The sequence below is a fragment of the Nocardia gipuzkoensis genome, assembly GCF_021183645.1.
Lineage (GTDB): Bacteria > Actinomycetota > Actinomycetes > Mycobacteriales > Mycobacteriaceae > Nocardia > Nocardia abscessus.
The window spans coordinates 6955607-6967462 of record NZ_CP089225.1; the positions used below are offsets into that span (position 1 = coordinate 6955607).

General features: G+C 65.0%; 12 protein-coding genes and 1 pseudogene. 5 read left to right on the forward strand and 8 right to left on the reverse strand.

What is annotated here, in order from left to right:
• Window positions 1–46: 46 nt before the first annotated feature.
• Window positions 47–226: pseudogene (locus LTT66_RS37550) on the reverse strand (IPT/TIG domain-containing protein); the annotation flags it as partial.
• Between the two features lie 727 nt (window positions 227–953).
• Between LTT66_RS37550 and LTT66_RS31755 the strand changes: the two are divergent.
• Window positions 954–1211: a hypothetical protein gene (locus LTT66_RS31755; RefSeq protein WP_233062210.1), complete on the forward strand. Its 258-nt coding sequence runs from the start codon at window positions 954–956 to the stop codon at window positions 1209–1211.
• A gap of 226 nt (window positions 1212–1437) precedes the next feature.
• On the opposite strand, the gene LTT66_RS31760 is transcribed toward LTT66_RS31755, so the two are convergent.
• The 4 genes from LTT66_RS31760 to LTT66_RS31775 all read right to left on the reverse strand — a co-directional run bounded on the left by LTT66_RS31760 (window position 1438) and on the right by LTT66_RS31775 (window position 5329).
• Window positions 1438–2742, reverse strand: coding sequence for a cytochrome P450 (locus LTT66_RS31760; protein ID WP_233062211.1), 1305 nt, complete (start codon window positions 2740–2742; stop codon window positions 1438–1440).
• 1274 nt (window positions 2743–4016) lie between these two features.
• The gene (locus tag LTT66_RS31765) at window positions 4017–4352 is read right to left on the reverse strand and encodes a hypothetical protein (RefSeq protein ID WP_233062212.1); all 336 of its coding nucleotides are present in this window, start codon (window positions 4350–4352) and stop codon (window positions 4017–4019) included.
• The gene (locus LTT66_RS31770; protein WP_233062213.1) at window positions 4345–4647 is read right to left on the reverse strand and encodes a hypothetical protein; all 303 of its coding nucleotides are present in this window, start codon (window positions 4645–4647) and stop codon (window positions 4345–4347) included. The genes LTT66_RS31765 and LTT66_RS31770 overlap by 8 nt, the downstream gene beginning before the upstream one ends.
• Before the next feature lie 247 nt (window positions 4648–4894).
• Complete coding sequence (locus LTT66_RS31775) at window positions 4895–5329, reverse strand: GbsR/MarR family transcriptional regulator (protein ID WP_408638877.1); 435 nt, start codon at window positions 5327–5329, stop codon at window positions 4895–4897.
• Window positions 5330–5469: 140 nt separating this feature from the next.
• On the opposite strand from LTT66_RS31775, the gene LTT66_RS31780 reads away from it, so the two are divergent.
• Window positions 5470–6369, forward strand: a complete 900-nt coding sequence (locus tag LTT66_RS31780) for an ABC transporter ATP-binding protein (RefSeq protein WP_233062215.1) — start codon at window positions 5470–5472, stop codon at window positions 6367–6369.
• Window positions 6359–7150: an ABC transporter permease subunit gene (locus tag LTT66_RS31785; protein WP_233062216.1), complete on the forward strand. Its 792-nt coding sequence runs from the start codon at window positions 6359–6361 to the stop codon at window positions 7148–7150. Before LTT66_RS31780 ends, LTT66_RS31785 begins: the two co-directional genes overlap by 11 nt.
• An 81-nt stretch (window positions 7151–7231) precedes the next feature.
• Here the strand turns inward: LTT66_RS31785 and LTT66_RS31790 are convergent, their stop codons facing one another.
• The gene (locus LTT66_RS31790; protein ID WP_233062217.1) at window positions 7232–7630 is read right to left on the reverse strand and encodes a hypothetical protein; all 399 of its coding nucleotides are present in this window, start codon (window positions 7628–7630) and stop codon (window positions 7232–7234) included.
• Between the two features lie 63 nt (window positions 7631–7693).
• A complete protein-coding gene (locus LTT66_RS31795) occupies window positions 7694–8044 on the reverse strand; it encodes a TrkA C-terminal domain-containing protein (RefSeq protein ID WP_233062218.1) in 351 nt (116 codons plus the stop codon).
• A 603-nt stretch (window positions 8045–8647) separates the two neighbouring features.
• Here LTT66_RS31795 and LTT66_RS31800 point away from each other — a divergent pair.
• Both LTT66_RS31800 and nhaA read left to right on the forward strand, forming a co-directional pair.
• Entirely contained in the window at window positions 8648–9073 is a 426-nt protein-coding gene (locus tag LTT66_RS31800) for an alpha/beta hydrolase family protein (RefSeq protein ID WP_332909701.1), read from the forward strand.
• A 454-nt stretch (window positions 9074–9527) separates the two neighbouring features.
• On the forward strand, window positions 9528–10838 hold the full coding sequence (gene nhaA, locus LTT66_RS31805) for a Na+/H+ antiporter NhaA (protein ID WP_233062220.1): 1311 nt from the start codon (window positions 9528–9530) through the stop codon (window positions 10836–10838).
• A gap of 113 nt (window positions 10839–10951) precedes the next feature.
• Here the strand turns inward: nhaA and LTT66_RS31810 are convergent, their stop codons facing one another.
• A complete protein-coding gene (locus tag LTT66_RS31810) occupies window positions 10952–11824 on the reverse strand; it encodes a universal stress protein (RefSeq protein WP_233062221.1) in 873 nt (290 codons plus the stop codon).
• Window positions 11825–11856 lie beyond the last annotated feature (32 nt).

Here is an 11856-nt window from a genome sequence, read left to right on the forward strand (position 1 = left end):
CCCCGTTGCTGGTGCCAGTCGTCGAGGTGGTAACGGTGACCAACACCGTCCCGGACAAATTGGCAGGAGCGATCGCCGTAATCTGCGTGGGCGAGTTCACCGTGAAAGAGGTCGCCACATTGCCGAACTTCACGCTCGTGACAATAGGGACGAACCCGGTACCCGTGATCGTCACAGTCGTATTGGCGGGCCCTGATGTGGGGGAGATGGAAGTGATGGTAGGCATGGTGCTGCCTCCTCGTTGCCGTGGTGATTTCTCTTCTGCACCGGGGGGTGCCCGACTCGCTCAATGGCCCGGCTACTTCCATTAACATTCCTGAACCAGCACTTGGGCAACAAGTCTCGAATCCGATTTCGTCCGTTTTCGGATCGACGACAAAGGTGACGACAGTGGATCATCCCGTAATCCGCCGGTTCACGAGGAAACTGGCCGCCATCCGCGCACGCAGCTTCGGTCTCATCCCCGCCGAAGAGACATCTCGGCAAGGCTCTACGGGCGGCACCACGATCCGTCGCTGAGATCAAAGCCAGTTCGGTTCCAGTACCTGCCTCGGTCAATGCGGTTTCCCTGCAATAACAACCGGCTGCGCGATTACGCCCTCCTGGCGAACTTGACCGGTTCCACCACCCCGGCTTCCGTGGTCGAAGGTTGCCAGGGCCCACCTGTGCCAGGTCGTCGCGACCCGCGCTGCAGCGGCAGATATCGCTGATGTCAAGCGCATGGACGCGGTGCAGGTGCAGGAGAAGCTCGGGCTCTCTCTCCCGACGAGGACTTCATCCTCACGGTGTGGCAATACCGGATGATGCAGCGCGACATCGCCGCATCGAAGGGCAAGCACATTCCCTCCAAGCGCGAAATTCGCAACTCCTTCCGTGACAGAGCGGTTGCGGCCATCATGTAGCGCAACCAGAAGGACTGGTCTCCCGCTGTTGCGGAGGTTGTCGACCAGATCTTGGTGGAGGGCGAGTCTCCGAATCTCGGGGCGCTCGAATCCGCTGAGCCAGAGATCTTCTCGGTCGTGGCGAGAAGGTCATGCGCTCTGCTTCTGCTCATCGACTTGTATGGCTTCGAGCGGTGGGTCGAGGGCAAGTGGGAGAAGGCCGTCCGCGCTGAGGCTCTCATCGCAGCTCATAGATCAATGGATCCACTACATCCCGAAGACCTCCATGCTATGGAAACCGCATACAAGGACGCGATCAAGAAGCTGTGAAAGGCGAGTAACCGGAGCAAGTACGCGCTCCTCGGCGGGGCTGGCCTCGGACTCGGCGTCCTGACCGGCGGTCTCGCCGCACCAGTAATCGCGGGAGCACGTGTTCGGTGAAGGCAATCGACATGTATTGCCCTGGTCGATTCTGCCGGAGTCCCGGGGACTGCCGCTCCGCGTCGACGCGGCGAACCCCCTGTTCCGGCCGGCGAACACACGCCGCAGGTGCCGGTCAGCCGATGGGCTGGTGGCTGCGGACGCGCGGACCGGTGTGTGCTGGAAGGTGCTCGTAACCGTGCAGGGTGAACAGCGGCCGCCGGGTGGGCGGATCGGTCAATCGCAGATCCGGAAACGTGTCGAACAGTGCGCGCAGGGCATGCGCCGCTTCCATACGGGCCAGAGCGGCGCCCAGGCATACATGGGTACCGCTGCTGAAGGACAGATGATCCTTGGCGTTGTCGCGGGTGATGTCGAAATCGGCCGGGTCGGTGAACACGGCGGGGTCGCGGTTCGCGCCGGCCAGCGACAGCACCACGGTCGACCCCTCGCGTAACCGGATACCGCCGATCTCCAGCGCTGTCCGGGTGGTGCGAGCGGTGGTCTGCACCGGCGGATCGATCCGGAGGATCTCCTCCACAGCGTTGGGCCACAGTTCCGGCTCGGCACGTAACCGGTCTAACTGATCGGGGTGGCGGAGCAGCCAGATGATGCCCTTGCCGATCAGGTTGACGGTGGTCTCGAAGCCCGCGGCCATCAGCAGGGTCGCCGACGCGCACAGTTCGTAGGTGGAAAGATCGCCCGCGGTGACCAGGCTGCTGAGAATATCGTCGCCGGGTTCGGCGCGGAGGCGCTCGACGTGCTCGACGAGGTACCGGTGCAACCGCTCCGAGGATTCCATCGCCCGCTGGTGTGTCCGCCAGGAGATCCCGAGGTCGAGCAACGGACTGATGTCGTCGCCCCAGCGCAGGAACATCTCGCGGTCGGAGTCCGGGAAGCCGAGCATCTCGGAAATGATGGCGATCGGCACCTGTCCCGCGTACCGCGCCACCAGATCGGTGGGGCCGTCGTCGGGGAGCTCCGCGAGCAGTTCCTCGGTGACCGTCTCGATCCTGTCGCGCAGCCGGGCCACGGCACGCGGGGTGAAGGCCGCGGAGACCGGTTTGCGCATCCGGGTGTGCTCGGACTGGTCGATCACCAGCATCGACGGCGGATCCACCGGATTCGGTGGGAGGGGGCGACGCTCCAGCGCGCGCAGCACGGGCCGCGGTATACCGAACACGGTTGGTATACCGACACGGAAACGGTTGTCGCGCAGTATCTCCCGGACCAAATCGTGATCGAAGGTGATCCACACCGGAAGGGCGCGGTGCAACCCACCTTCCCCGCGCATCTCCTCGATCAGAGCGTACGGATTTTCGATACCCTCGGCGCCGCCGATCAACCGAGCGAACAGATCACCACGACGGAGCAATATCGTATTGAACAGGCGGATCAACCCGTGATTGTTGACCCAGCGATACACATAATGCGGTTTCATCGAGCCCCTCCATCATCGAACCGTCGCGTCTCTTTGGGCGTAACGAATATCACAGATCTCGCGGAACCCGACGGAGTGGCATCTCGAGACCTGCCGTGGTGGGAGGCGTGGCCTTCAGAACGTGCGGGTCACCCGTTCGGTCTCCACGCGCCGATCCCGCAGTGCCGGATCGGGATTGGTCACCTGTATCAGCGATGCCCGGCCGCGGCGCCTGTGGTACGCGGGGGTTGGAGGACCTGCCCACCGTTCGGCCGCCACGCGCGGCCCCTCGTGGTACGCCCGAAACCACTGACGCTTACATCCGACTCACAACCAGCATCGATGCGACTCCCAGCTCCAGATGGCGGCTGCCCGGCGCGAGGCCAGCTGTTTTTGGGGAGTCCCCCGGTGGGGTTGGCGGGTGTTCCCCGGTATTCCTGCCGGACCCCGAAGCGGGGCCAGATCAACGGTGAACGAGAGTCGTTCATTAGTGAGTACAGTTAGTGCCTCGTCAAGCAACGTTGGGCGTGTAATCGGTGCTGATGCCCTGCCCCGGCGACAAAGCCCCACACGGGCACAGCGCCCAACAATCGGAAACCACGGAGCTTTCGGCTGCGCGTGCGTTAATTCGCTCACCCGCGCGCGGGAAAAGGTATCCCGGGCGTGTCGTGCGTCTGTCGATCGCTGCCCAGATCAGTCGAATCGCAGGTTGGCCGAATACCTGCCGAGAACGTTCGGTCAGTGGTGAACAGCTCACGACACCGATCGACAGCCTCGCTATTCCTCCAGCTCAGATGCCCAGGCCCGGCGTTCGTCTGGAAACCCTTGATGATGAATCCGGTGATACCGGCTCGCCGTGTTGTCGCGTACCGGCCAGTCGGCGAAGCGCGACAGAACCTGCGCGGCCGACAGCTCTGGGCACACAAGGTCGCCCTTCCCGGGTGCTCCCACGCTCGCAGCGGTCGGTCCGACCTGGCGCAGTTGTTCGGTCGAGAGTCATGCCAGCTGGTAGAGCCATTCGCGCAGTTGCAGAGGCCGCGGTCGCGATCTTGGATGTCGACCGGGCTCCACGTCTCGGACGCCGCTCAACCGGACTTGGCCACCAGGCGAGTCCGGTCCGAGGTGGCGGCGCTGAACTGTGTTCAGAGCAGGACAGTGGCGAAGTTCAAGGACTTTCTCGGTGTCCGGCGGCACTCTGCGAGCAGACGCTCGCTGACAGTGAGCGGCTCCAAGCCAGGCGAGGTTCACACGAAACCGGTCATCCCGACTGGTCGACGTCGACCGCTGAACTCGGCTCAGGATGCCTTGCGGTGCTCGTCGTTCTCGTGCTGAGCGATCACGGCCAGGAGTTCGCGCACCCACGCCGGCCGCTGCTCGCAGGTTCCGGCCTCGGCGACGTCGCGTTCGATCAGCGAGCGGATGTAGGCCGACTGCGACATGCCGAGGTTCGCGGCGCGGCGCTTGCACGCCTGATCGAGGTCCCGGGTCAGCTTCACCGACCGGGGGATGAGGACCGGTTCAGTGCCCGGGCCGGTCTCGATCGGCGGGGTGACCGGTTCATCGGTGAACTCGAGACGCTCGGTCATCGCCGCTACTTCGGCGGGGCTCATGGTCAAGAACGGATCAGTCATTGCGGGTCGCCTCCCACTTCTCGAAGTCCGCAGCCTGGTCGGCGGTCAGGTATGCGGCGCTGTACACCTCGATGTCGCGACCGAGACGACGGGCGAAGACCGACAACGGTGTGCCGTCGTCGGCGCGGCCCCAGATCACCAAGGACCTCAGCCCGGTCGCCGGGTCGGCGGCCGTCCGTAGCCAGACCGGCCGAGTGCCCTTCATCCACGTATCCACGAAGTCGAAGACGTCGTCCGGATCGACCCCTGTTCGCGCCAGCACCTGGGCGAGTGCCCGGTACCACTCGATCGCCACATACTCAGACTACCGTAGAGACTACGCGCGGGCGAGCTTCCGGGGTCCGCTCCAGCACCGGGTGCGCAGAGACGGTCGCCATCCGCGACCCCGGAGTCGAGGCATTCTGCTGAGAAGTGCGCTACCGGCAGTGCTGAACCGTGGTGCGGCTGAACTCCGTCACCGGGCTTGCGAGTACACGACTCGATCACCGTTCCCGACCACGCGACGGGGCGGCCTTATCGCCCCTGGCCCGGTGGATCCGAGACTAGCTGAGCTTATGGCGGTGAAGCTCGGCCGAGTCGTGTTCGGCGGCGTATTGCTCGCGCCAGCGCTCGATGAGGGGGACCAGTTCGTTGGTCATGTAGGTATAGAAGTCCTGCATTTCGTGCAAGCGCGCCGCGGTGGCGGTGTCTGGCGCGGCGGCGTCGATGCCTTCTTGGGCGGCGTCACGCATGGTCGCCAGCATCGTGTTCTGTTGCGACATCAATGCCGCCCAGGCTCCTGCGCGGAAACGGTAATGGTCGCGTCGGCTGCCGGGAGCGGGGACGCGTTCGATCAAGCCGACGGGGATGAGTTGTTTGATCGCGGTGGAGACCGCGCCGGAGCTGATCGACAACTCGGCGCACAGGTCCGCAGCGGTCATCGTGTCTTGTTCGGTGTAGAGCAGGGCAGTCATCACGCGTGCGGTGGTGCGTTGCATCCCGCCGCCGTCGGACAAGGTCAAGGCCAGCTTCTCCGCGGCGGCCCGCAATCGCTCGTTGGTTCCCACGCCCGAAGCTTATCAAACCTCAGATAGTTCGGAATATTTACAAATCTCTGAATGTTCGTTAGCGTCGAGCCATGGTGAATGTGATCGAGCTGCAAGGGCTCACCAAGAGCTACGGCTCGCGGCGCGGGCTGGTAGATCTGTCTCTGGAGGTCGGCCAAGGCGAGGTCTTCGGCTTTCTCGGCCCGAACGGGGCCGGTAAGTCGACGACTATCCGGCTGCTGCTGGATCTGATCCGGCCAACGGCGGGTAGTGCTCGCGTGCTGGGTCTGGATCCTCGGCGGGACGCGGTGCGGTTACACGCGGAGATCGGGTATCTCGCAGGTGATTTCGTTGTTCCAGGACGGCAACGGGTGGGGGCGATGTTGCGGTTTCTGGCGGCGCTGCGCGGTGGAGTGACACCGCAGCGGATCGATGCGCTGTGTGAGCGCTTGGAATTGGACCAGAATGCACAGGTCAGCAGTTTGTCCAAGGGGAACCGGCAAAAACTCGGTCTGGTCCAGGCGTTCATGCATTCCCCGCAGCTGCTGATCCTGGACGAGCCGACCTCGGGTCTGGATCCGATCGGCCAGCAGATCTTCCTGGAGATGGTCGCCGAGGCCGCCGGCAACGGGCAGACGGTGTTCATGTCCAGCCACATCATGAGCGAGGTGGAGGCGGTCGCCGACCGGGTCGGCATCATCCGCGAAGGTCGGCTGGTCGCGCTGAACACCGTGGCCGGGCTACGGGCCAATACCGTGCGCGATGTGGAGGTCACTTTCGCCGAGCCGGTGACCATCGGAGAGTTCGCCGCCTTGCCCGCTGTCCGCGACGTCCAGGTGGACGGCACCGTCCTGCGTTGCCAGGTCACCGGAAGCCCGGACGCACTGCTGCTGGCCATGGTCGCCCACCGCGTGACGGGGTTGCTGGTCACCGAACCCGCCCTCGAGGACCTGTTCCACGGCTACTACACCGGAGAATCCGATGCTGCCTGACATCTACACCCAGACTCTCATCGACAACCGTCGCTCGCTGATCGCCTGGTCGGTCGGCACGGCCGCGGTCGGCCTGATGTACGCCGGGTTCTACCCTCAGGTATCCGCGGGCGGTATGGCCGATGCGGTCGGTAGCTACCCGGAGGCGATGCGCAAGGCGTTGCGGTTGAACGATATGACCTCCGCGGCAGGCTATCTCGGTTCGAGCGTGTTCGGCCTGCTGCTGCCGCTGCTGGCGATGTGCTTCGGAGTGACCTTCGGCGCCCGCGCGATCGCCGGCGATGAGGAATCCGGGTATCTGGATCTGCTGCTGGCGTATCCGGTCAGCCGCACCGGGCTGGCACTGCAACGATTCGCCGCCCTGGCCACTGGTGCCGTGGCGATCGGGGTGACGGTCTTGCTGGGGATGGTGGCGATTCGCTCGTCAGCCGATCTCGATTCGATCAGCATCGGCGAGTTCGCCGCCCAAAGCCTCAACCTGGTACTGCTGGCAATCGTTTTCGGCGCCTTGGCGATCGGGGTCGGCGCCGTGACCGGAAGGCGCGGCCCGGTCCTCGCCGGAACCGCGGGCGTCGGAGTGCTCGCCTACGCCGCCAACAGCCTCGCCGGTGTCATCGGCGCCGACTGGCTGAAGTATCTCTCGCCGTTCCACTACTACATCGGCGGAGAACCGCTGCGCAACGGGATCCAATGGACCGACGCCACAGTCCTGAGTGTGATCTCGGTGGTCCTGATCGGGGCCGGGCTCCTTCGTTTCAACCAGCGCGACCTGGCCAACTGACCCCGCGCGAGGGCGTCGCCGCACCGCGGCGCCCTCGGCGCCCTGCGATGGCGAAACGACTGCGAGGAAGCATGCGGAGCTTCACACATCCTTGATCTCCTCGAGCGGGTAGCCGGCCACGACAGTGACCGCGATCGAGTTGACGGCCAGCAACGCAAGCGCTGGTAGCGGGATGTGGCGTGCCGCGTCGAGGGCGATAAATGCGGCGTAGCCGATCGGTGGCAGGCACAGTGTCGCGGCGAGGGTGCCGTAGACGGCGACGAGGGAGTTGGCTTTTCTCCTGCGGTCGGGGTCGGTTACGACATGGTCGGAGATGTCCGCCCCATAGCCCTCGGCGCGGCTGGTAGCAACGCCTCGGTAGCCCTTCGAGGCCATGTATGCACAGGCCAGGAACATGCCACCGAATATCAGTCCGACGACGAACGCCTGCACGGCCCACCCCCGACATTCCTCGAATGCCGAGTCCTTCCCGACCGCCACCGGCTCGAGTCTATGGCGGTGCGCACGGCCACACCGTTGATTACGCGTCCCGGTAGGGATCTGTCAGGTCAGGTCGGCGAAGCGCTCGACCTCTTCGATGCGGCCGGACACGATCAACTGGTCGCCTTCGGCTACGACGGTATCGGCGGTGGCGTAGGTGAATTGTCCGCCGCGGTGTTTGATCGCGACCACGGTGATGTCGAAATGCTGTCGCAGTGCGCTGGCTGTGAGTGTTTTTCCGATCGCGGCCTTCGGTGCGACGGTCTTGGCCATGGCGTAGTCGGCGTCGAACTCGTCGTGATGCACCCCCAACTGCTCGGCGAGTTTGCGGATCGTCGGCTTGGGATCCGACTCCCGGTACAACCGGACCGCGCGAGCCCTCAACTCGTCGGGGTACTTCCTCGGTGCTGCCACAGATGACTCCTTCCGGTCCTATCGGACCACACATCGGAGCCCTCCGGAAAACGGGGGAATCTCATCGGCGAGAAACCCAGGTCCAGTCAAGATGTGGACTCCGGTGGGTGCACAATCAGCTCCTGATCGCCGTATGGCTCAACCCACGATCAGGGTCGAGTTGCCGACCAGACTTCCCGGCGCACCACTAGTAAAGATGCCGTAAACCTGCGCCCGAAGCAAATGGCATCCCGTCGGTCGAGGCGGGCGCTGGCGGCGACGTCCGACAGTGACCGATGGGGCCCGACACCGAGGAGGGCCCGAGAATGCTATGCGGGCTGATACCCGAGTAGATGACCAGCGTCGGCGGGTTTCATTGCCCGTGATAAGAAAATTGCCATGTCATGGTCGGCTCTTGTACACCACCGAACGAACCCCTCCTGGAGGATCACGCAGGAGACTTCGGGGTGACGGAGCCGGACGCGATGACTCGAGAAACTCCACAGCCGGCACCCGGGCCTGTGGGCGCGCGCAGTACTACCGCAGTCCCGCGTCGGTAACCTGCTGGACCTGCAGCGGGTCCACCTGGGCGGGTATTCCGCCGGCGGACACCTGGCCGCCTGGATCTGCGGCCGGCGCGGCGCAGCGTCGGTGAAGACCGCCAGCACACCTCCAGAGATACGTATCCGCAGCGTCACCCTCATGGCCGCCGTGCTGGACCTGGAGTTCGCCGTGTCCAACGGGCGTGATGGGTTTGTGCGGAAACTGCTGGGCGGCTCACCCAGCGAGGTGCCCGACCGCTATGACTTCGCCTCACCCATCGCTCACCTGCCGACCGGCCTGCGCGTCACCGCCGTGCACGGCGACACCGACCGCGTGGTAGCCCTCGAGCACAGCCGCCGCTACGTCAGCGCGGCGACTCGCGCCGGCAATGCCGCCGAACTGCGTGTGCTGCCCGGCACCGGCCACGCCGAGTTCACCGACGCCACCTCACCGGCCTGGGCCATCGCCCGAACCGCGATACTCGACCACGTCCAGTACCAACGCTGAGCCGTGGGAACCAGTACGCGCTGACACACGACTGTGCTGACACGGCACCGGACCTCGAGCTGGGCAGCCGGGGTGGCGCATCTCAGTGGTTGTCGCGCGATCGACGGAACTGGGTCGGTTTGCGTGTCTGGGTGTCTATACGGCATCTTTACAGGCGGAGCGCCGGGAAGTCTGGTCGGCAAACCCGGCCCGGGTTCGGGTTCGGGTTCGGGCCGACCAGTGATGGGCGCACCATGATGCTGCAGCGAGCGAGAGCCATACGACGCCGAACCTCGGGTCCGAGGATGTCGGGTGGCGTCTCTGATCCCGGTCCACCGGCGAACGCTGCCCACGTGTGCAGTACCTGTGGTCCTGCCTGTGCTGCTGTAGGTCCCCGCCGCGGTATGGGGCTGCGGCCGGTTGCCCAGTGGCGCGGACGTGCCGCCGCAGGAATTCAGGACAGGCGAACTTCGAAGTGACTGCCCCCGAGTCCCGGCTACGTTTGTTTGCGCGTGGTTCCTGGCCTGAGACGCGGCGGGTCGCGGCGATCTTGCGGACCGAGACCGCTGGTGGCGTCCTGCTGATCGTGGCTGCGGCCATCGGCTTGATCTGGGCCAATACGCCGTGGTCGGATGCGTACGAGAGGCTGCGCGACTTTCAGCTCGGTCCCGAAAGCCTGCATTTGCATCTTCCGTTGGAAGCGTGGGCGGCCGACGGGCTGCTCGCGGTGTTCTTCTTTGTGGTCGGACTCGAGCTCAAACGCGAGTTCGTGGCCGGTGATCTGCGGGATCCGCGGCGTGCTGCGCTGCCCGTGGTGGCGGCTGTCGGAGGAATGGCCGGCCCCGCCCTGATCTTCATCGCGTTCAACCTCGGCAACGACGGCGCGGTGAACGGATGGGCGATTCCCACCGCTACCGATATCGCGTTCGCCCTCGCTGTCCTCGCGGTCGTCAGTTCGCATCTGCCGACGGCGTTACGGACCTTCCTGCTCACCCTCGCGGTGGTCGATGATCTGCTCGCGGTGACCGTGATCGCGATCTTCTACACCGACGAACTACACCTGCCCTACCTCGGGCTCGCGACCATCCCACTGGTCGCGTTCGCCGCCGCGGTGCAACGCAGGATCCGCTCGTTCTGGATCCTGGCGCCACTTGCCTTGCTCACCTGGTGGCTGGTCCACCAGTCCGGCGTCCACGCCACCGTCGCCGGGGTACTGCTCGGATTCACCGTTCCCGTGCTCCACAAACCCCGCGACGACGATCCGCGAAACCCGGCACGCCGAGGACTCGCCGAACAGTTCGAGCACCGCCTGCGGCCGATCTCCGCCGCCGTCGCGGTGCCGGTGTTCGCGTTCCTGGCCGCAGGGGTCACCATCGGGGGGCTGAGCGGGCTGGTCGAATCCCTCGCCGACCGGGTCACACTCGGTATCGCCGTCGGGCTGGTATGCGGAAAAGCGTTCGGCATCCTCGCCACCACTTATTTGACCGCGAAGCTCACCCGCGCCGAACTCGATACCGACCTGCGCTGGATCGACGTGGCCGGGGTCGCGCTGCTGGGTGGGATCGGATTCACCGTGTCGCTGCTCATCGGCGAACTCGCCTTCGCAGGCGAACCGCTGCGGGAGGATCACGTCCGCATCGGGGTACTCATCGGCACTCTCACCGCCGCACTCCTGGCGGCGGTGGTGTTGCGACTACGCAACCGGACCTACCGGCGCATCGCAGAAACAGACTTCCGCGACGACGACAACGACGGAATACCCGACGTCTACCAGCACCACCCATAGCGGCGGGAGGGGCAGCTTGCTGCGACGATGCTCGCGGGCGTTCACTACCCGACATGTTCGCTCTCGCCCGAGCCCGTGCCCGGTGTGTCGGACTGTGGTGCGTACGAGGGCGGTCATTGTCGACATGGAGCGATGAGGACCGGGATGCGGCTGGCTTGCAGTACCGCTTGACTGACCGAACCGAGCGTAGCGCCGGTAATTCCGCCACGTCCACGGCTACCGAGTACGACCAGTTGCGCGTGCCGGGACGCTTCCTGCAGCCGCTGCGTCGGGCGGCCTTCGATGACGACTCGATCTACGCAGACATCCGGATACTTGTCGGTGAAGCTCGCCAGGGCTTCGTCGAGAACCGCCTCGGCTCGCTGCTGCGCTGTGTTGGGCGGCGTGGTCGCCCCATTTCGTGCGGACCATGTCGTTACCGCCACCAGCCCTACGTTCCTGCTCGTCGCTTCGTCGAATGCGATCGCGACCGCGCGAGTGCTACAGCGCGAACCGTCTACGCCCACCAGTACCGGAAGGTGGGACGACGGCGGCATTGTCGCCGCGGCAGCCGGTATGACAGCGACCGGACAGTCGGCGTGCCTGATCAGACCGACGCCGACGGACCCGAATAACACGCGCTCCAACGGATCCAAACCTCGAGCGCCGATGACGAGCAACTGGGCCGCTGCTGAGCGAGCAGCCAAGGCCGCTACTGGTGACGGTAGGTCGAGAAAGGTCGCAACCTCGACACCGGCGGGGAAACTATCCAACTCGCTCACGATTCTTCGCCCGCGGCCCAGGACGGACTCACCGATCTCACGGAATGCGTTGATATCGAACAGCAAAGAGCCGATTACCGGCAGGGCGTGCACCGGTACACCGATGGCATGCACAAGATGCAGTGGCGCCTCCCGGCGCGCCGCCATCGCCGCACCCCAGCGGATGGCAGCAAGCGACGCGGGAGAGCCGTCGACACCGACAACGATAGGACGACGCACGGTCACAGATTGTGGCCTTTCGAAGCGGGACGAGACGC

Bases quoted from the DNA above. Each gene is read 5' to 3' on its own strand.
- LTT66_RS31765 (WP_233062212.1), bottom strand. From the start codon at position 4,352: ATGACTGATCCGTTCTTGACCATGAGCCCCGCCGAAGTAGCGGCGATG.
- LTT66_RS31780 (WP_233062215.1), top strand. From the start codon at position 5,470: ATGGTGAATGTGATCGAGCTGCAAGGGCTCACCAAGAGCTACGGCTCG.
- LTT66_RS31785 (WP_233062216.1), top strand. From the start codon at position 6,359: ATGCTGCCTGACATCTACACCCAGACTCTCATCGACAACCGTCGCTCG.
- LTT66_RS31775 (WP_408638877.1), bottom strand. From the start codon at position 5,329: ATGCAACGCACCACCGCACGCGTGATGACTGCCCTGCTCTACACCGAA.
- LTT66_RS31760 (WP_233062211.1), bottom strand. From the start codon at position 2,742: ATGAAACCGCATTATGTGTATCGCTGGGTCAACAATCACGGGTTGATC.